Origin of the sequence: uncultured Paracoccus sp., assembly GCF_947487305.1 — a bacterium.
GTDB lineage: Bacteria > Pseudomonadota > Alphaproteobacteria > Rhodobacterales > Rhodobacteraceae > Paracoccus.
The window spans coordinates 188,369-207,350 of sequence record NZ_CANKWH010000003.1; the positions used below are offsets into that span (position 1 = coordinate 188,369).

Below are 18,982 nucleotides of genomic sequence, written 5' to 3' on the forward strand. Positions count from 1 at the left end.
TGGGTCAATGGTCAAGGGTTCAGGTCAGATGTGATAAACGTCGATCACATGGTGGATGTGGTCGTTCTTCAGAACGATCTTCTTCGAGGTGATCAGCGGACGCTCACCCCTGGCGTCGATGGTGTAGAAGGACGTGCCCCAGTGCTGGTCCGTCGCCGCATAGCGATAGCTGAGCGACTGCCAGTTGAAGCGCAGCTTGATGATGCCGTCCTTCTGTTCGATGATCTCGATATTCGAGAGGTTATGGTTGGTGCGCGGCTCGGGCAGGCTGGTGGCCGAGGAGCGGTCGGTCTGGATGCGGAAGACGCGATCACGGATACCGGATTTGTCGGCATAATAGATCAGCGAGATTTCCGATTGCGGATCCTCGGTCAGCCGGTCGTAATCGTCCCAGGCCGGCATCCAGAAGTCGCAGTCGTCGTGATAGAAGGTCAGCCAGTGATCCCACTGACGATCATCCAGCGCACGCGCCTCGGCATAGAGAAAGGCCTGGATCTGGTCGAAGGTCAGGGCGCGGGCGGGGCGGTCGAGGTCGATGGTGTCGCTCATGTCAGTTACTCCGCAGCTTGGGCGACGGGGGCAATCGCGTCGCGTTCATCGGTGATGGCGTCGCGCATCCGCTCGACCCATTGGCTGTGCTGGATGACGAAGAGGCCCTCGTCCTCGGTGCGGGCGCCCGAGAGGATTGGGTTCAGATCGATGGCCTTGGCATCCTCGTCAGGCCCGGTGATCCACTGCTTGGCGCCGCGGGTCAGGTCGTTCCACTTGGCGAAACGACCGCCGGCATAGCCGCGCTGCGTGGCGCGGAATTCCTCGGTATCGTCCGGGGTCGCCATGCCCGAGGCGTTGAAGAAGTCCTCGTACTGGCGGATGCGGCGGGTGCGGGCCTCGGCGCTTTCGCCCTTGGGGGCGATGCAATAGATCGTCACCTCGGTCTGATCGACCGAGATCGGCCGGAAGACCCGCAGCTGGCTGCTGAACTGGTCCATCAGGAACAGGTTCGGATAGAGGCAGAGGTTGCGCAGATAGGAGATCATCCAGTCGGCCTTGGCCTCGCCGTATTTCTGCACCAGCTCCTCGCGATGCGGGTAAAGCGGGCGGTTCGAGGGATCGGCCCAGACCGTCCACAAGAGCAGGTGGCCATTGTCGAAGCTGTAGAAGCCGCCCTTCTGCTTGGCCCATTTCGAGGCGTCATTGGCCTTGATCTTGTCCTCGGTCTCCTTGCCGCGCCGCGCGGTGGTAGCGACATAGTTCCAGTGCACGGCCGAGACGTGATAGCCGTCGGCGCCATTCTCGGCCTGCAGCTTCCAGTTGCCGTCGAAGGTATAGGTCGAGCTGCCGCGCAGCACCTCCAGTCCCTCGTCCGACTGGGCGGCGACCATGTCGATCATCTTGCGGGCCTCGCCCAGATACTCCTCCAGCGACGAGACATCGGGGTTCAGGCTGCCGAACAGGAAGCCGCGATAGCTTTCGAAGCGGGCAACCTTGGTCAGGTCATGGCTGCCGTCGCAGTCGAACTGCTCGGGGTAGCCTGCGCCCTGCGGGTCCTTCACCTTCAGGAGCTTGCCGGTATTGGCGAAGGTCCAGCCGTGGAACGGGCAGGTGAAGGTGGCCTTGTTGGCGCGCTTGAAGCGGCACAGCATGGCGCCGCGATGCGAGCAGGCATTGACCAGCGCGTGCAGCTGGCCGGTCTTGTCGCGGGTGATGACCACAGGCACGCGGCCCATATTGACGGTGAAATAATCGTTCGGGTTGGGGATCTGGCTTTCATGGGCCAGGTAGATCCAGTTGCCCTCGAAGATGTGCTTCATCTCGAGTTCGAACAGTTCCTCATCGGTGAACATGTCCCGGCGGGCCCGGAAGATGCCGTTTTCGGGATCGTCCTGGACGATGCCGTCAAGCCGCGCTTCCAGCTCGTCAAGGGATTCGGGTGTGAACATGGCAAGTCTCCTCCGTTGGCGTCCGGGGGGTCCGGCGCCGGGTTGCTGCGGTTATCCGGCAATGATGGGCCGGTCGTCGTGGCGCCTTGCTGGCCTAGGAAACGGCGTGAAGGCTGCGGGCGCGGTCGCGCCGGTAGAAATCAACTTTGCTGTCATCCAGCGCGACACCGATGCCCGACCCTTCGGGCAGCAGCACCGAGAAGTCGCGATAGGTCAGCGGCTCGGCCAGGATCTCGTCGGTCAGCAGAAGCGGGCCGAAAAGTTCGGTGCCCCAGTCAAGATGCGGCACGGTCGAGAACAATTGCACGGCGGCGGCGGTGCTGATGCCCGCCTCCAGCATGGTGCCGCCGTAAAGGCCGATGCCGGCGGCATCCCCGATCGCGCAGACCTCGGCGGCGCGCTTCAGCCCGCCCGACTGGCCGATCTTGACGGCAAAGACATCTGCCGCGCGGGCGGCGGCCACGGCCAGCGCATCGGCGGGGCCGTTCAGCTGTTCATCGGCCATGACCGCGACCTCGGTGCCTTCGGTCAGGGCGCGCAAAGCAGCCAGATCGCCGGTGCGGATCGGCTGTTCGGCCAGTTCGCAGCCGATGGCCTGCAACCCGGCCAACCCACGGCGGGCATCGGTCAGGCTCCAGGCTTGGTTGACATCGACGCGGATGCTGGCGCGGTCGCCGACGGCGCGGGCGATGGCCTCGACATGGGCCAGGTCCTCGCGCACCGGGCGCTTGCCGATTTTCAGCTTGAAGATGTTGTGACGGCGGGTCTCGATCAGTTCCTCGGCCTCGGCGATATCGGTCTCCGAGCGGCCACTGGCCAGCGTCCAGGCCACCGGCATGGCCCGGCGGACCGGGCCGCCAAAGACCTGCGCGACCGAGGTGTTCAGCCGCTTCGCCAGCCCGTCCCACAGGGCGATCTCGACCGCGCAGCGGGCGATGGGATTGCCGCGGACCGATTTCTCGACCAGCGTGATCGCGGCGATCACGTCATCGGCCGGCTGACCGACGAGCAGCGGGGCGATATAGCTGTCGATCGCCAGCTTGATGCTTTCGGGGCTTTCCGGCCCATAGCTCATGCCGCCGATCGAGGTGCCTTCGCCCAGTCCGACCGAGCCATCCGAGAACCGGACGCGCACCAGAACAATGGCCTGCGAGCGCATGGTGGTCATCGACAGCACATGGCCGCGGATCGTCGGGATGTCGACGAGGGTGGTTTCGATCCGGTCGATCTGGGTCATGGCGGTGGTCCTTGGCTGTCTTTCCTTGCCTGAAAGATCGCCGTTTCCACCCCCCGAAGTCCAATACCGGCTTGGTGTCGGGCAATACCCGCATGGGGCGAGGCGCTCAGCCCGCCGCGTCGAACCGTTCCTGTGCCGCGCGGATGCGGGATTCGTTCGCGACCGCCCATTGCCCCAAAGCCTCGATCGGCTCGCGCAGGGTGCGGCCCAGATCGGTCAGTGCATATTCGACGCGGGGCGGGGTGGTCGGGTGGACGGTGCGGCTGATCAGCCCGTCACGCTCCATCCCGCGCAGCGTCAGGGTCAGCATCCGCTGCGAGATGCCGTCGATGGCGCGTTTCAATTCATTGAAGCGGCGCGGCCCGCCGCACAGCGCCATGACGATCAGCACCGACCACTTGTCACCGATCCGGCTGAGCGTCAGGCGGACAGGGCGGCAGGCGTCCAGCATTTCGTCGGGGCCTTCACTTGGATCAGGTAACATCGGTGTGCCTTCTTGCGTCCCGGATTTCAGTATCAATATAGGTGCAAGTTACAAATTTATACCAGCGAAGCCGAAAGAATTTTTAGCCGCTGATGATGGAGGACAGAGAATGGAACTTGGCGTTTACAGCTTTGGCGACGTGCAAAGGAACCCCGAGACGGGCGAGTTGGGCAGCACGGCAGAGGCACAGCGCAACCTGCTGGAAGCAATTCAACTGGCCGATCAGGTCGGGCTGGATTACTTTGGCATCGGTGAACACCATACCCGCGAAATGCCGGCCTCGGCCGCCACGGTGATCCTTGGCGCGGCGGCGGCGACAACGAAGAACATCCTGCTGGGCAGCGCGGTCACGGTGCTGTCGACCGATGACCCGGTGCGGGTGTTCCAGCAATTCGCCACGCTCGACGCGCTGTCGAATGGCCGGGCCGAGATCACTGCCGGTCGTGGCTCATCGACCGAGAGCTTTCCGCTCTTTGGCCACAGCCTGAACGATTACGACGATCTCTATGCCGAGAAGCTGGACCTGCTGCTGCGGCTGAACGAGAGCGAGTCCATCACTTGGGAAGGCAAGTTCCGCCCTGCGCTGAATGAGGCGCTGGTCGTGCCCCGGCCCGAGAACGGCAAGCTGCCGATCTGGCTGGCCACCGGGGGCAACCCGAACTCGACGGTCCGCGCGGCGATTGCCGGCCTGCCGGTCAGCTATGCCATCATCGGCGGTGATGCCGAACGCTTTGCGCCGCTGGCGAACCTCTATCGTCAGGCGGTCGAGCAGGTGAAGGTGCCGGGCGCGGATGTGCGCATCTCGGTCGCCAGCCCCGGCTTTATCGGCACCGATGCGCAGGCGGCCAAGGATCTGTGGTGGAACCATTACCACGAGGCCTTCCGTGCCTTGGGCGAGATCCGGGGCTTCCCGGCGCCGCAGCGCGCGGGCTTTGACCGCGATGCCAATGGCAAGGGGGCGCTGTTCGTCGGCTCGCCCGAGGAGATCGCCGAACGGATCGTGGCGCTGCATGGCGCGATGGGTCACGACCGGCACTTCTTCCAGATGGATCTGGGGCAGCTGGCGCAGAAGGACTTCCTCAGCTCGATCGAACTGCTGGGGACGAAGGTGAAACCGCTGGTCGATGCCGCGCTGGCCGAAAAGGCCGAGGCACCGGCCGAGACCGTCTGAAGGAGGCAACCATGACCGAGCCAAAGGTTATCGGCATTCTCGGCGCGGGGCGGGTGGGCACGGCCATCGCCCGCCGCGCCCTGGCGGCGGGCTACGAGGTGCGCATCGCCTCGTCCCGCCCGGCCAGCGAGATCGCGCTGGTGCTGCAATTCGTGGCACCGGGTGCGGTCGCGGCCAGCGCTGCCGAGGTGATGGAGGCCAGCGATATCGTCATTCTGGCGCTGCCTCTGTCGAAATATCGCAGTCTTGACCCTGCCGCACTCAAGGACAAGATCGTCGTCGATGCGATGAATTACTGGGCGCAGACCGATGGCACCCTGCCGGAATTCGAGGGCGTGCCGACGAGCAGCGCGGTGATCGCCGACCATCTGGCCGGCGCGCGCCTGCTACGCGCCTTCAACCATCTCGGCTATCACGAGATGGATGGCGAGGCCCGACCGGTGGGCGATCCCGAACGCCGGGCAATGGCGATTGCCGGTGATGACAAGGGCGCGCGGGCGGTGCTGGCCCGCGTGATCGACCGTCTGGGCTTCGACCCGGTGGATGCCGGGCCGCTGGACGCGGCGCGGGGCTTTGCCATCGGCACGCCGGTCTTCGGCGCGCCTCTGGGACGCAAGGAATTGCAGGCGGCGCTTGGCGTGCCGCTTGCCGCCTGACTGAACGAAAAGGAAAGATCATGGCCAACCCGATCAGGATCGACATCTGGTCCGACATTGCCTGCCCCTGGTGCTATATCGGCAAGCGGCGGCTGGAATCCGCGCTCGACCGTTTCGACGGCGCGCCCGTCGAGGTGAACTGGCACAGCTATCAGCTGAACCCGGCCTCGCCCGTGGACTACACCGGCAACCATGCCGAGTATCTGGCGCAGCATCTGGGTGCCTCGCCCGAGCAGGTGCGGCAGATGGACCAGCAGATCACCGGTCTCGCCGCGCGCGAGGGGCTGGACTATCACCTCGACGACATTAAGGTCACCAATACCGCCAAGGCGCATGAGCTGATCCACTTCGCCAAAACGCAGGGCAAGGGGGCCGAGATGAAGGAACGGCTGCTCAAGGCCTATTTCACCGAAGGCAAACATGTCGGCCATGTCGCGGATCTGGCCGATCTGGCCGCCGAGATCGGGCTCGATCGCGCCGAGGCCGAGGCCGCGCTGAACTCGGGCGCCTTCGCCAAGGCGGTGGCCGAGGACAAGGCGCAGGCCGCAGCCTATGGCATCAGCGGCGTGCCCTTCTTCGTCATCGACGGCAAATACGGGCTGTCGGGCGCGCAGGAGGCCGACCTGTTCCTGCAGGCGCTCGGCAAGGTGCAAGCCGAACGCGGGGGCGCAGCATGAACGGGCCGCTGGTTTCCCTTGGCGCCGATGCGGGCGCTTGCGTGGATGGCGTCTGCGCCATCCCCGAAGCCGCGCCGAAGCTGACGCTGATCAGCTTTCCGACCTGCCCCTATGTCCAGCGCGCGGTGATCGCGCTGCGCGAGCGCGGGGTCGAGTACGAGGTGATCCATATCGACCTCGCCAACAAGCCCGACTGGTTTCTGGAGATATCGCCCCTGGGCAAGGTGCCGGTGCTGAAGATCGAGCGGGCGGGTGAAAAGCCGGTGATCCTGTTCGAAAGCACGGTCATCCTGCAATATCTGGACGAGACCCTGCTGGGGCAGCGGCTCTTCCCCGAGGATGCGCTGGACCGCGCCCGTCAGCGGGCATGGGTCGAATATGCCGGCTCGGTGCTAGGCGAGTTGTGGAAGCTGGGGCAAGCCAAGGACGAGGCGGGCTTTGCCGAGGCGCGCACGGGGCTGATCACGCGGCTTCAACCGCTCGAGGCCGAGGTGGTCGGTCCCTTCTTCGCCGGGGCCGGCTTCTCGGCGGTCGATGCGGTCTTTGCCCCGGCCTTCCGCCAGCTCGACGCGCTCGAGACGGTGCGGAAGCTCGGCGTGACCGATGACCTGCCGAAGCTGCAGGCCTGGCGACAGGCGCTGGCCGCGCGACCCAGTGTCGCCGGCGCGGTGCCGGCGGATTTCCTTGACCTCTACCTGGGCCGGTTGCGCGCGGCAGCCTCCTACGCGCTGACCGCGAACTGACACCCGCCCCGGCCCCTGCAATTTGCGCGGGGGCCGGGCGGCGATGGACGAAGGACAGACCATGACCACGATTCACGGCAACCCGGCGGCACGCCCGATGGCGGCCGATCCGAAGGTCTGGGCGCTGCTGCTGGCGGCGACCCTCACGATCATGTCGAACGCCACCATCACCCCCGCCCTGCCGGGGCTGGAGGCGAGCTTTGCCGACACCCCGAATGCCGGGCTGCTGACCCGGCTGCTGGTCACCGCGCCCTCGCTGCTGGTGGCGATTGCCGCGCCCTTCGTCGGCATGGCCTCGGACCGCTTTGGCCGCCGACCGCTGCTGCTCGCTGGCATCGTGCTTTATGCGATCTCGGGCACATTGGGGGCGGTGCTGTCCAGTCTCGAGGGGATTCTGGCCAGCCGGCTGGTGCTGGGTCTGGCTGTCGCGCTGATCATGACCACGCAATCGGCGCTGGTCGGCGACTATTTCGCTGGTCCGATGCGCGGGCGGTTCATGGGCTGGCAGATGGGCGCGACCAACTTGGGCGGCTTCGTCTTCATCGCGCTGGCCGGCTGGCTGGCCGGCATCTCGCCGCGCCTGCCATTCCTGATCTACGCGCTTGGCTTTGCCTACCTGCCCTTCCTCTGGCGCGCCCTGCCGGAACCCGACCGCTCAAGGGTCGAGGCCACCGACGGCGGGTGCGAGGGCAACGCCGACTGGCCGCGTCTCGTTGCCATCATCTCGATCATGTCGGCGCTGACGCTGACGATCTTCTACATCATCCCCACCCAGATTCCCTTCTATCTGGTCAGCATCGGCCATCCCGAGCCCGCCGCCTCGGCGCAGGCCATGGCGCTGTTGACCATCACCGGCGGCCTTTCCGCGATCAGCTTTGCCACGGTGCGGGGCAGTTTGGGCATCGGGCTGACCCCGGCACTGGGCTACCTGATCATCGCCGGGGGTTTTTTCGTCCTGCATTCGGGCGAGACGCTGAACATGGTTCGCATTGGCGCGCTGCTGATCGGGCTGGGCCTCGGCTATGTCATGCCGACCTTCGTGGTCTCGGCCCTGAACGCCGCGCCCGAGCGGCGGCGCGGCGCGGTCACAGGTACCGTCACCACGGCGCTGTTTCTGGGTCAGTTCCTGTCGCCGCTGGTGGTGCAGCCGCTGGTCGAACTTTACGGCTATTCCACCACCTTCCTGATCGCTGCAATCCTGCTGCTGCCGATGGCGGCGCTGATCGCCTGGCTCTTGCGTCCGGGCCGGGTCTGATCGCGTTCGGGTGGGGTCAGCAATGCCGATCCGGTCGCGTCAGGGTGGCGTCGCATAGCAAATCGATCATATAACTTGCAGATAATGTAATTTTCAATCGCTGCCCCTCCCTTGCTACTGTCCCGCCATCGGTCACGGGACCGCTGATCTGCCCGGCGATCCTTTGGCCCATCGAACGAAACAGCAAGGGAGGATAAGATGACCAAGACATTTCTGATGACCGGTGCCGCCCTCATGGCACTGACCGCCGGGGCCGCGCTGGCCGAGGGCGAGACGGTCGGCTTTTCGCAGATCGGCTCGGAATCGGGTTGGCGCGCGGCCGAGACGACGCTGACCAAATCGCAGGCCGAGGAACGCGGCATCCAGCTGCAATTCTCGGATGCGCAGCAGAAGCAGGAGAACCAGATCGCCGCGATCCGGTCGTTCATCGCGCAGGGGGTCGATGCGATCCTGCTGGCGCCGGTCGTGGCGACGGGCTGGGACGCGGTGCTGGAAGAGGCGCAGGAGGCCGAGATCCCCGTCGTGCTTCTGGACCGGCAGGTCGACAGTTCCGACGAGTTGATCCTGACCGCCGTCGGTTCGAACCTTGTCCACGAGGGCGAGGTGGCGGGCGGCTGGCTGGTGAACGAGGTCGGCGACCGCGAGTGCCGCATCGTCGAGCTGCAGGGCACCACCGGCTCGAGCCCCGCCATCGACCGCAAGACCGGCTTCGAGAATGCCATCAAGGACCATGCCAACCTTTCCATCGTGCGCAGCCAGACCGGCGACTTCACCCGCGCGCAGGGCAAGGAGGTGATGGAAAGCTTCCTGCAGGCCGAGAATGGCGGCAAGGATATCTGCGCGCTCTACGCCCATAACGACGACATGGCCGTGGGTGCGATCCAGGCGATCAAGGAAGCCGGGCTGGCGCCGGGCAAGGATATCCTGGTCGTCTCCATCGACGGCGTGCCCGACATCTTTCAGGCGATGGCGGCGGGCGAGGCCAATGCCACGGTCGAGCTGACCCCGAACATGGCCGGCCCCGCCTTCGACGCGCTGGCGGCCTATTGGGCCGATGGCACCCTGCCCGAGAAGTTCATCCAGACCGAATCGAAGCTCTATACGCAGGCGGACGATCCGGCGGCGGAATACGAGGCCCGCAAGGGCCTGGGCTACTGACACCAAAAGCCGAGGCCGCGCGCCTGCGTGGCCCCGGCATTTCCCTCTGAAGGCGGTGCCATGCTTCTGTCGATCCGGTCCCTGACCAAGACCTTCCCCGGCACCCGCGCGCTGGACGGCGTCGATTTCGATCTGGCTGCGGGCGAGGTTCATGCGCTGCTGGGCGAGAACGGGGCGGGCAAGTCGACGCTGATCAAATGTCTGACCGGCGCCTATCACCGAGATGGCGGCACGGTGGCGCTGGACGGGGCCGAGATCGCCCCGCGCTCGACCGTCGAGGCGCAGGATCTGGGCATCGGAACGGTCTATCAGGAGGTGAACCTGCTGCCCAACCTGACCGTGGCACAGAACCTGATGTTCGGGCGCGAGCCGCGCCGCTGGGGGCTGATCGACAGCCGCGCGATGCGGGCCGAGGCGCGCGACATGCTGGGCCATTACGGGCTTCAGATCGACGTGGACCGCGATCTGGGCAGCTATTCCGTGGCCATCCGGCAGATCATCGCCATTGCCCGCGCGGTGGCGCTGTCGGGCAAGGTGCTGATCCTCGACGAGCCGACCGCCAGTCTGGACGCGCGCGAGGTCGAGATGGTCTTTGACGTCGTGCGGGGTCTCAGGCAGCGCGGTCTCGGCATCGTCTTCGTCTCGCATTTTCTCGATCAGGTGTTCGAGTTGACCGACCGGGTGACGGTGCTGCGCAATGGCCGCAAGATCGTGACCGAGCGCACCGCCGATCTGGACCGGGTGCGGCTGATCGAACACATGCTGGGCCGCGCGATGGAGCATGAGGTGGAGGAGCTTGCGAGCGAGGAAGGGCCGGTCGGGCGCCCCGATCTGCTGGCCTTCGAGAATTTCGGGCGGCGCGGCATGATCAAGCCGTTCGATCTGACCGTGGGACAGGGCGAGGTCGTCGGTCTCGCGGGACTTCTGGGCTCGGGCCGGACGGAAAGCGCGGAACTGATGTTCGGGTTGCACGCGGCCTCGGGCACCGCCCGCGACCCGCAGGGGGCGCTGGACCTGAACTCCCCCCGCGCCGCCATTGCCGCCGGCTTCGGTTTTGCCCCCGAGGATCGCAAGACCGATGGCATCGTCGCCGATCTGTCGATCCGCGAGAACATCATCCTTGGCCTGCAGGCCCGGCGTGGCTGGGCGCGGCCGGTCAGCCGGGCCGAGCAGAACCGGCTGGCCGATGACTATATCCGGCGGCTGGATATCCGCACCTCGGGGCGCGAGAAGGCCATCGGCGATCTGTCCGGCGGCAATCAGCAGAAGGTGGTTCTGGCCCGCTGGCTGGCGATGAACCCGCGCTTCCTGATCCTCGACGAGCCGACGCGCGGCATCGACGTCGGCGCCCATGCCGAGATCCTGCGGCTGATCCACGAGCTGACAGATGCCGGCATGTCGGTGCTGGTCATCAGCAGCGAGATCGACGAGCTGGTCGCCGTGGCCGACCGGGTGATCGTGCTGCGCGACCGCCGCCATGTGGCCGAACTGTCGGGCAGTCGCGTGACCGGCGCCGAGATCATGCGCGCCATCGCCCAAAGCGATGCCAAGGGCGAGGGCGCGGCGGCATGAGCATCCTTGCCCGCCTGGCCCCACAACTGATCGCGCTGGCCCTGCTGGTCGGGCTGGTTCTGGTTTTCTTTCCCGGCTTTCTGAATGTCTCGGTTACTGATGGCCGGCTCGTCGGGCCGCTGATCGACGTGCTGAAGCGGGTGGCGCCGGTGGCGCTGTTGGCGGTTGGCATGACGCTGGTCATCGCCACCCGTGGCATCGACCTCTCGGTTGGCACAACCATGGCGATCTGTGGCGCGGTGGCGGCCTGGGCCATTGCCGGGGGTTGGGGGCTTTTGCCCGCGCTGATGCTGGCGCTGGGGGCCGGGGCGCTGGCCGGTCTGTGGAACGGGGTGCTGGTCGCCATTGTGGGCATCCAGCCCTTTGTCGCCACGCTGATCCTGATGACCATGGGCCGTGGCATTGCGCAGCTGATCACCGAGGGCCGCATCCTGACCTTCACCGATCCGGGACTGGCCTTCCTCGGCTCGGGCACGGCTCTGGGCCTGCCGGTGCCGGCCTGGATCTGGCTTGTCACCGGCCTTGCCGTCGCGGCTCTGATGCGCCGCACCGCGCTTGGCCTCCTGATCGAGGCCATCGGCATCAACCGCCGTGCCAGCGCGCTGGCCGGGGTGAATGCAACCGTGCTGCTGATCGCCGTCTATATCGCCGCCGGCCTTTGCGCCGCGCTGGCCGGGATCATCGTAACCGCCGACATTCGCGGGGCCGATGCCAACAATGCCGGGCTGTGGCTGGAACTTGACGCGATCCTTGCCGTGGTCATCGGGGGCAATTCGCTGCTGGGCGGGCGGTTTTCCATCATCGCCTCGCTGATCGGCGCGCTGATCATCCAGACCATCGACACCGGCATCCTGCTGGCCGGGTTTCCCTCGGAATACAATCTGGTCATCAAGGCCGGGCTGGTGCTGGTGATCCTTGTTCTGCAATCGCCGCGCATCGCGGCGGAATGGCGGCTCTGGCGCGAGAGTCAGCGCGCCGGGCGCGAGGCGCGGGCCGCCGAGAGGAGCAAGACATGAACACGCGCGCCCTGCCGCTTTATGCGACCATCGTGATCTTCCTGCTGGCCTATCTGCTCTGCTGGCTGCAATTCCCCAATATCCTGTCCACCCGGGTGATCGGCAACCTGCTGACCGATAATGCCTATCTGGGCATCGTCGCGGTGGGCATGACGCTGGTGATCCTCTCGGGCGGGATCGACCTGTCGGTCGGCTCGGTCATCGCCTTCTCCGGCGTGTTCATCGCGGTGGTCCTGCGCGACACCGCGCTGCATCCGCTGGTGGTCTTTGCGCTGCTGCTCATGCTGACCACCGCCTTCGGCGCGGCGATGGGGTTCCTGATCGACCGGCTGGCCATGCCCGCCTTCATCGTTACGCTGGCCGGCATGTTCCTGGCCCGTGGCGCGGCCTATATGCTGTCGATCGAGTCGGTGCCGATCCAACACCCCTTTTACGAGACCCTGCAAAAGGCCTATTGGCTGATGCCGGGCAAGGGGCGGCTGACGCTGATCGGGGTGCTGATGCTGCTGACCGTGCTGGCCGGCATGGTCATCGCCCACAAGACCCGCTTCGGCGCCAGCGTCTATGCGCTTGGCGGGGGCGAGGCGACGGCGCGGCTGATGGGCGTCAGGCGGGGGCGCACGACCATGCTGGTCTATGGATTTTCCGGGCTGATGGCCGGGCTCTCGGGTATTGTCTTCTCGATCTATACCGGCTCGGGCTATTCGCTGGCGACCGTGGGGACCGAGCTGACGGCCATCGCCGCCGTGGTCATCGGCGGCACGCTGTTGACCGGGGGGGCAGGTTACATGTTCGGAACGCTGGTCGGCGTGCTGACCATGGGGCTGATCCAGACCTACATCGTCTTTGACGGCACGCTGTCGAGCTGGTGGACCAAGATCGTCATCGGGGTGCTGCTTCTGGTCTTCATCCTGCTGCAGAAGGGCTTGCTGAAACTGTCGCAGACCCGGCTGGCGGCCGGCGGCTGAGCGCCTTCAGAGCCCGTTCACCGGCACCTTCAGCATCGGCGTTCCATCCTTGTCGGTGGGCAACTCGCCCGCACGCATGTTCACCTGCAGCGAGGGCAGGATCAGCCGGGGCATGTTCAACGTCGCGTCGCGCTCGGTCCGGAAGCGGACGAACTCGGCCTTGGACTTGCCGCCGCCGACATGGATGTTATGCGCCTTTTCCTCGCCCACCGTGGTTTCCCACCGGATCTCGCGGCCATTCGGGCCGTAATCATGGCACATGAACAGCCGCATCGCATCGGGCAGGGCCAGCACCCGCTGTATGCTGTCGTAGAGCGTGCCGGCATCGCCGCCGGGAAAATCGGCCCGCGCCGAGCCGCCATCGGGCATGAAGAGCGTATCGCCGACGAAGGTGGCATTGCCCATCACATGGGACATGCAGGCGGGGGTGTGGCCGGGCGTGGCCATGGCGAAACAGTCCATCTCGCCGACCTTGTAGCTGTCGCCATCCTTCAGCAGCCGGTCGAACTGGCTGCCGTCGCGCTGGAATTCGGTGCCCTCGTTGAAAATCTTTCCAAAGGTCTCCTGCACCATCAGGATCTGCGCGCCGATGGCGATCTTGCCGCCCAGATGGGCCTGGATATAGGGCGCGGCGGACAGGTGATCGGCATGGACATGGGTCTCGATGATCCAGTCGAGCCTGAGGCTGTTGTCGCGGATGAAGGCGATGATCGCATCGGCATGGTCATAGGTGATCCGGCCCGAGGCATAGTCGAAATCCATCACCGAATCGATGACCACAGAGGCCGGGCTTGCCGGGTCCTTGACCACGTAGCTTATGGTGTTCGTGGCCTCGTCAAAGAAGCCCTTCACCTCGGGTTTCACATCCATGTCGACAGGGTAATTGCTCATCGGGGTCTCCGTTCGGGAATGTCCCAACCGTCTCGTGGCGAGGTCTGCGCACATGGTAAATCGCCGGGCGCGCTGGTGCAATCGCCGGGTCCGGGCATGACGCGGCGGCCTTGCACAAACGGCGGATGCCACTGGATTTGCGGCGCTGTTCGGGCCATAGGGGGCGAACAGCGGAAAACGGGGCAGCGATGAGCATCCATCTGTATCAGAACGATTTGCCGGACGGTCTTGATCTTGGCCCGGTCGTGGCCATCGACACCGAGACCATGGGTCTGGACCACCGCCGTGACCGGTTGTGCCTGGTGCAGCTCTCGTCGGGCGATGGCGATGCGCATCTGGTGCAGATCGCCCGCGGCCAGACCGAGGCGCCGAACCTGACCGCGATGCTGACCGATCCCAAGGTGCAAAAGCTGTTCCATTTCGGCCGCTTCGACATCGCCGCGCTGGAGAGCGCCTTTGGCGTGGTGACGGCGCCGGTCTGGTGCACGAAGATCGCGTCCAAGCTGATCCGCACCTATACCGACCGCCACGGGCTGAAATACCTGCTCAGCGAGCTGGTCGGCGTCGATGTCAGCAAGCAGCAGCAGACCAGCGACTGGGGCGCGGCCAACCTGACCGATGCGCAGCTGGAATATGCCGCCTCGGATGTGCTTTACCTGCACAAGCTCAAGTCCGCGCTGGAGGATAAGTTGAAGCGCGAGGGCCGGATGCGGCTGGCGCAGGCCTGTTTCGACTTCCTGCCCGCCCGGGCCCATCTGGACCTGCTGGGCTGGGGGGATGAAAACGACATCTTCCATCACTAGATGGGGACGGTCGGACCGGGGGCGCTTCGCCCCCCGGACCCCCAGAGGATATTTGGACGAAAGAGAAGGACCGCGATTTGGCGGAATACATCGAAACAGCGCGCCGGGTGATCGAGACCGAGGCGGCGGGACTGGCGCAACTGGCCGAAGGGCTGGGGCCGGATTTCACCCGCGCGGTCGAGGTGATCCTGGCCGCACAGGGCCGGGTAATCGTCTCCGGCATGGGCAAGTCGGGCCATATCGGGCGCAAGCTGGCGGCGACGCTGGCCAGTACCGGGACACCGGCGCAGTTCGTCCATCCGGCCGAGGCCAGCCATGGCGATCTGGGCATGGTGACGGAAAGCGATGTGGCGATCGTGCTGTCCAACAGCGGCGAAACCCCGGAGCTCGCCGATCTTATTGCCCATACCCGGCGATTCTCGATTCCGCTGATCGGCGTGGCGTCGCGGCCCGAATCGACGTTGCTGCGTCAGGCTGATGTGGCGCTGGTCCTGCCGGCGGCAACCGAGGCCTGCGGCACCGGGATCGTGCCCACGACCTCGACCACGATGACGCTCGCGCTTGGCGATGCACTGGCGGTGGCGCTGATGGAGCATCGTCAGTTCACCCCCGAACATTTCCGCACCTTCCACCCGGGCGGCAAGCTGGGTGCCCGACTGGCCAAGGTCGGTGACCTGATGCACGAGGATATGCCGCTAGTGGCCGAGGATGCGCCGATGGCTGATGTGCTCCTGGTGATGAGCCAGATGGGATTTGGCGTGGCAGGTGTCACCGATGCTGCCGGGCTTCTGGTCGGGATCGTCACCGACGGCGACCTGCGTCGTCACATGGACGGGCTGCTGACCCACAGCGCCGGCGAGGTGATGACCGCCAACCCGCGCACCATCGACCCGGCCGCGCTGGCCGAGGCGGCGCTGGCCGAGATGCAGTCACGTAAGATCACCACACTCTTTGCCGTGCGCGAGGGCCGTCCCGACGGCATCCTGCACATCCATGACTGCCTGCGCGCCGGGATCGTCTAGGCCATGTCGCGCACCCGCATCGTCCGCTGGCTGCGCGTGCTTCTGCCGCTGGTGGCGCTGGCGATCCTGTCGACGCTGTTCCTGTTCTCGACCGAGAAGGGAGAGGAGTCCTCGATCCCCTATGCCGATGTCGAAGCCGAGGAACTGGCGCGCGAGCCGCAGATGGTGCTGCCGGAATATGCCGGGGTGACGCCGGACGGTGCCGCCATCTCGCTGCGTGCCGACAAGGTCAGCAGCACGGGCGAGGCGGACGGCGATGCCAGCCGGCTCAGAATGACCTGGCGGGCCGAGGACGGACTGGCCGCCGACATGACCGCACCCGGCGGGGCGCTGGAGGATGGCAAGATCCGGTTGAGCGGCGGAGTGCGCATCACCACCTCGTCGGGCTGGGCCATGACCACGCCCGTGGTCGACAGTCCCACCGGCGACAGCGAGAGCCGGTCGGCCATCGTCGCGCCCGAGGAGGTGAATGCCTTTGCGCCCTTCGGCCAGCTGACCGCCGGGGCGATGGACCTGTCGCGCGCGGATGAGGCAGGTGATCATCTCTTGAATTTCACTGATGGCGTGCGTCTGATATACCAGCCCTGACCTTCCGAAAGGACCCAGCCGATGTTCCGCCCTGTCGTGATTGCCGCCCTGTTCATGGCTGCCGCCCTGCCTGCCGGTGCGCAGAATGTCGCCTTCGGCGGCATGAAGGCCGATACCAGCCTGCCGGTCGAGATGTCGGCGGACAGCCTGTCGGTGAACCAGGCCAATGGCGAGGCAGTGTTTACCGGCAATGTCATCATCGCCCAGGGCGAGATGAAGCTGCAGGCCGGCGAGGTGACGGTGGTCTATGCCGAGGGCGGGCAGCAGAAGATCCAGACGCTGAAGGCCAAGGGCGGCGTGGTGCTGGTCAGCGGTCCAGATGCCGCCGAGGCAAGCGAGGCCGTCTATGACGTGACCAGCGGGGTCATCGACCTGGCCGGCGACGTGGTGCTGACCCAGGGCCAGAACGTGCTGACCGGCGACAAGATGCAGGTCCAGCTGGCCGATGGCACGGCGCAGGTGCAGGGCCGCGTCCGCAGCGTGCTGCAGCCGGCGGGCAACTGATGGATGGCGGGACCGCGACGGCGGCAAAGACCGGGCTGGCCGTGCGCGAGCTGCGCAAGTCCTACCGCAACCGCCCGGTGATCCGCGATGTCTCGATCGATCTGGCGCGGGGCGAGGTGGTGGCGCTGCTGGGGCCGAACGGCTCGGGCAAGACCACCTGTTTCTATTGCATCGCCGGGTTGGTGACGCCCGATGCGGGGCAGGTCAGCATCGATGGCAAGGACGCCACCGGCCTGCCGATGTTCCGCCGTGCGCGCATGGGCATCGGCTACCTGCCGCAGGAGATGTCGATCTTTCGCGGATTGACGGTCGAGCAGAACATCATGGCGGTGCTGGAGGTGGTTGAATCCGATGTCCACAAGCGCCGGATGCGGCTGGAAGAACTGCTGGGCGATTTTTCCATCGGCCATCTGCGCAATGCCCCGGCGCTGGCGCTGTCGGGGGGCGAGCGGCGGCGGGTCGAGATCGCCCGCTGCCTCGCCTCGAACCCGAGTTTCCTGTTGCTCGACGAACCCTTTGCCGGCGTCGATCCGATCGCCGTGGGCGAGATCCGCACGCTGGTCCATGATCTGAAATCGCGCGGTATCGGCGTGCTGATCACCGACCACAATGTCCGCGAGACGCTTGGCATCGTCGACCGCGCCTATATCCTGCATGACGGGCATGTGCTGATGTCGGGCAAGACCCAGGAAATCGTCGATGACCCGCGCGTGCGCGAGGTCTACCTGGGCGAGGGCTTCAGCCTCGGCTGAGGCCTCCGCGCTCTGGGCAGCGGTTTACTGGCCGAGAATGTCGTCCACGATCGAGGATTGCTGCGACGTGCTCAGCACGCCCGCCTCGACCTTCTCCTTCACCAGTTCCAGTAGCGCCGTGCTTTGCTGGTCGTCCAGTTCGACCGAGTCGGTGGGCAGGCTGTTGACCATGGACACGAGCTGCAACTCGGTCAGGTGGCCGTCTTCGCGCGCGGCGACGGCATCAGTCAGGCAGGCGGTCACCGCATCGCCATCAGCCGCATCCTCGCAGGCATCGCCCCAGCCGCGCACGATCTTGTCCGAGACGATGGTGGGGGACACGCCATCCATGTCGGGTGTCGCCTGCTGCTGCGTGGCTTCCAGCGCGGCGATGTAACAGGCTGTGGCATTGTTGTCGTCGTCGTCCAGCGCGTCCGCGACCTTCTCGCCCAGCTTGTTGAAGGCGCTGATCACGTTCTGCTCGGTTGCCAGGTCCTTCTCGGCCAGGTTGACGGCCTTCTGTGCCGTGGGCAGGCCGGCTTCCAGCGCCTTCACGCCGGCGCAATCCTGCGCTGCGCCTGCGGTGCCCGCAGTCGTCTCGGTCGGGATGGCGGCTGCCGCGGGATCGGCGGTGGGCGTGCTACTGTCTTGCGCGTTGGCGCTGGCTGCCGCCATCGACAGAATCAGAGCGGCGGCGGTGGATTGCGGGGAAAAACGATACATGTGACGAACCTCGTTGGGCATTGGCGAGCGGTGATCGCAACGATCGATCAACCAACCGACGACGGCAATGCCCGGTTCCTCGGCGGCGATCACGGGGCCGCTTTGGGCGAATTGTCGCCGCCCCGTTGACAGGTGACGCGGACTGTCACCAAATGTGCTGATGGGCGGTTGCGTTGCCGCCCTCACCCGCGCCGGACCGCGCACCCAGGTTCGCGGAAGCGCCCGGCCGGGCAACCGGAAAGGAAACATGATGCGCTATACCATCAGCGGAAAACACATCGACGTTGGCGAGGCTCTGACCACGCATGTCAAGAACGAGTTGGGCGAGGTGCTGGACAAGTATTCGCAGCGTCCCACTGATGCGACGATTACCTTTTCCCGCGATGCGCACCAGTATCTGTGTGATTCCGTTGTTCACCTGTCCACTGGCCTGACGGTTCAGGCCAAGGGCGCCGCAACCGAGGTCTATGCCGCCTTCGATTCCTGCCGCGAACGCATGGACAAGCAGCTGCGCCGCTACAAGCGCCGGCTGAAGGATCACCACAAGGACCGCACCGAGCCGGTTGAATTCGGTCAGGCCGGGATGTATGTGCTGGCGGCTGATGAGGATGAATGGGAATCGCAGGACTCGGGCCTGCAGCCGATCATCATCGCCGAGATGGAAACGCGGGTGCCGACCCTGTCGGTGGGCGACGCGGTGATGCAGATGGAACTGGCGGGAATCCCGCTTCTGGTGTTCCGCAACGAGAAACATGGGGGCGTCAATGTCGTCCACCGCCGTGATGACGGGAATGTCGGCTGGATCGACCCGCGCAACGGTAGCTAGGACTGCGACGACCTTCG

Annotated in this window: 21 protein-coding genes; 15 read left to right on the forward strand and 6 right to left on the reverse strand. The window is 65.7% G+C overall.

Annotated features, from left to right (window positions below):
- Nucleotides 1-24: 24 nt before the first annotated feature.
- The 4 genes from benB to Q1A36_RS05600 form a co-directional block, all read right to left on the reverse strand.
- Entirely contained in the window at nucleotides 25-549 is a 525-nt protein-coding gene (benB, locus tag Q1A36_RS05585; RefSeq protein ID WP_299840854.1) for a benzoate 1,2-dioxygenase small subunit, read from the reverse strand.
- A gap of 5 nt (nucleotides 550-554) precedes the next feature.
- Complete coding sequence (gene benA / locus Q1A36_RS05590) at nucleotides 555-1,940, reverse strand: benzoate 1,2-dioxygenase large subunit (RefSeq protein WP_299840856.1); 1,386 nt, start codon at nucleotides 1,938-1,940, stop codon at nucleotides 555-557.
- Between the two features lie 94 nt (nucleotides 1,941-2,034).
- The gene (locus tag Q1A36_RS05595) at nucleotides 2,035-3,177 is read right to left on the reverse strand and encodes a muconate/chloromuconate family cycloisomerase (protein WP_299840858.1); all 1,143 of its coding nucleotides are present in this window, start codon (nucleotides 3,175-3,177) and stop codon (nucleotides 2,035-2,037) included.
- A gap of 106 nt (nucleotides 3,178-3,283) precedes the next feature.
- Nucleotides 3,284-3,661: a helix-turn-helix domain-containing protein gene (locus Q1A36_RS05600; RefSeq protein WP_299840860.1), complete on the reverse strand. Its 378-nt coding sequence runs from the start codon at nucleotides 3,659-3,661 to the stop codon at nucleotides 3,284-3,286.
- Between the two features lie 109 nt (nucleotides 3,662-3,770).
- On the opposite strand from Q1A36_RS05600, the gene Q1A36_RS05605 reads away from it, so the two are divergent.
- The 9 genes from Q1A36_RS05605 to yjfF all read left to right on the forward strand — a co-directional run bounded on the left by Q1A36_RS05605 (nucleotide 3,771) and on the right by yjfF (nucleotide 12,877).
- Nucleotides 3,771-4,832 (forward strand): LLM class flavin-dependent oxidoreductase, encoded by a 1,062-nt coding sequence (locus tag Q1A36_RS05605; protein ID WP_299840862.1) that lies wholly within the window; start codon nucleotides 3,771-3,773, stop codon nucleotides 4,830-4,832.
- 11 nt (nucleotides 4,833-4,843) lie between these two features.
- A complete protein-coding gene (locus tag Q1A36_RS05610) occupies nucleotides 4,844-5,488 on the forward strand; it encodes an NAD(P)-binding domain-containing protein (RefSeq protein ID WP_299840864.1) in 645 nt (214 codons plus the stop codon).
- A gap of 20 nt (nucleotides 5,489-5,508) precedes the next feature.
- Nucleotides 5,509-6,165 carry a DsbA family oxidoreductase gene (locus Q1A36_RS05615; RefSeq protein ID WP_299840866.1) on the forward strand — a complete coding sequence of 219 codons (657 nt, stop codon included), beginning with the start codon at nucleotides 5,509-5,511 and terminating at the stop codon, nucleotides 6,163-6,165.
- Nucleotides 6,162-6,908: a glutathione S-transferase family protein gene (locus Q1A36_RS05620; RefSeq protein ID WP_299840868.1), complete on the forward strand. Its 747-nt coding sequence runs from the start codon at nucleotides 6,162-6,164 to the stop codon at nucleotides 6,906-6,908. Before Q1A36_RS05615 ends, Q1A36_RS05620 begins: the two co-directional genes overlap by 4 nt.
- A gap of 61 nt (nucleotides 6,909-6,969) precedes the next feature.
- Nucleotides 6,970-8,163: an MFS transporter gene (locus Q1A36_RS05625; protein ID WP_299840870.1), complete on the forward strand. Its 1,194-nt coding sequence runs from the start codon at nucleotides 6,970-6,972 to the stop codon at nucleotides 8,161-8,163.
- Nucleotides 8,164-8,361: 198 nt separating this feature from the next.
- A complete protein-coding gene (gene ytfQ / locus Q1A36_RS05630; RefSeq protein WP_299840872.1) occupies nucleotides 8,362-9,321 on the forward strand; it encodes a galactofuranose ABC transporter, galactofuranose-binding protein YtfQ in 960 nt (319 codons plus the stop codon).
- Nucleotides 9,322-9,381: 60 nt separating this feature from the next.
- On the forward strand, nucleotides 9,382-10,893 hold the full coding sequence (locus Q1A36_RS05635) for a sugar ABC transporter ATP-binding protein (protein WP_299840874.1): 1,512 nt from the start codon (nucleotides 9,382-9,384) through the stop codon (nucleotides 10,891-10,893).
- Nucleotides 10,890-11,909 carry an ABC transporter permease gene (locus Q1A36_RS05640; protein WP_299840876.1) on the forward strand — a complete coding sequence of 340 codons (1,020 nt, stop codon included), beginning with the start codon at nucleotides 10,890-10,892 and terminating at the stop codon, nucleotides 11,907-11,909. The genes Q1A36_RS05635 and Q1A36_RS05640 overlap by 4 nt, the downstream gene beginning before the upstream one ends.
- Nucleotides 11,906-12,877 (forward strand): galactofuranose ABC transporter, permease protein YjfF, encoded by a 972-nt coding sequence (yjfF, locus tag Q1A36_RS05645; RefSeq protein WP_299840878.1) that lies wholly within the window; start codon nucleotides 11,906-11,908, stop codon nucleotides 12,875-12,877. The genes Q1A36_RS05640 and yjfF overlap by 4 nt, the downstream gene beginning before the upstream one ends.
- Nucleotides 12,878-12,883: 6 nt before the next feature.
- Here the strand turns inward: yjfF and Q1A36_RS05650 are convergent, their stop codons facing one another.
- Complete coding sequence (locus tag Q1A36_RS05650; RefSeq protein ID WP_299840880.1) at nucleotides 12,884-13,768, reverse strand: MBL fold metallo-hydrolase; 885 nt, start codon at nucleotides 13,766-13,768, stop codon at nucleotides 12,884-12,886.
- A gap of 188 nt (nucleotides 13,769-13,956) precedes the next feature.
- Between Q1A36_RS05650 and Q1A36_RS05655 the strand changes: the two genes are divergently transcribed.
- From Q1A36_RS05655 to lptB, 5 genes are all read left to right on the forward strand, one after another.
- Complete coding sequence (locus Q1A36_RS05655; protein WP_299840882.1) at nucleotides 13,957-14,571, forward strand: ribonuclease H-like domain-containing protein; 615 nt, start codon at nucleotides 13,957-13,959, stop codon at nucleotides 14,569-14,571.
- A gap of 77 nt (nucleotides 14,572-14,648) precedes the next feature.
- Nucleotides 14,649-15,593, forward strand: coding sequence for a KpsF/GutQ family sugar-phosphate isomerase (locus tag Q1A36_RS05660; RefSeq protein WP_299840884.1), 945 nt, complete (start codon nucleotides 14,649-14,651; stop codon nucleotides 15,591-15,593).
- Between the two features lie 3 nt (nucleotides 15,594-15,596).
- Nucleotides 15,597-16,181 (forward strand): hypothetical protein, encoded by a 585-nt coding sequence (locus Q1A36_RS05665; protein ID WP_299840886.1) that lies wholly within the window; start codon nucleotides 15,597-15,599, stop codon nucleotides 16,179-16,181.
- Nucleotides 16,182-16,202: 21 nt separating this feature from the next.
- Complete coding sequence (locus Q1A36_RS05670; protein WP_299840888.1) at nucleotides 16,203-16,685, forward strand: LptA/OstA family protein; 483 nt, start codon at nucleotides 16,203-16,205, stop codon at nucleotides 16,683-16,685.
- On the forward strand, nucleotides 16,685-17,437 hold the full coding sequence (gene lptB / locus Q1A36_RS05675) for an LPS export ABC transporter ATP-binding protein (RefSeq protein WP_299840890.1): 753 nt from the start codon (nucleotides 16,685-16,687) through the stop codon (nucleotides 17,435-17,437). The genes Q1A36_RS05670 and lptB overlap by 1 nt, the downstream gene beginning before the upstream one ends.
- Before the next feature lie 24 nt (nucleotides 17,438-17,461).
- Here lptB and Q1A36_RS05680 read toward each other — a convergent pair whose 3' ends face one another.
- Nucleotides 17,462-18,232, reverse strand: a complete 771-nt coding sequence (locus tag Q1A36_RS05680) for a hypothetical protein (RefSeq protein ID WP_299840892.1) — start codon at nucleotides 18,230-18,232, stop codon at nucleotides 17,462-17,464.
- 157 nt (nucleotides 18,233-18,389) lie between these two features.
- Between Q1A36_RS05680 and raiA the strand changes: the two genes are divergently transcribed.
- Entirely contained in the window at nucleotides 18,390-18,965 is a 576-nt protein-coding gene (gene raiA / locus Q1A36_RS05685; protein ID WP_101754305.1) for a ribosome-associated translation inhibitor RaiA, read from the forward strand.
- Nucleotides 18,966-18,982 lie beyond the last annotated feature (17 nt).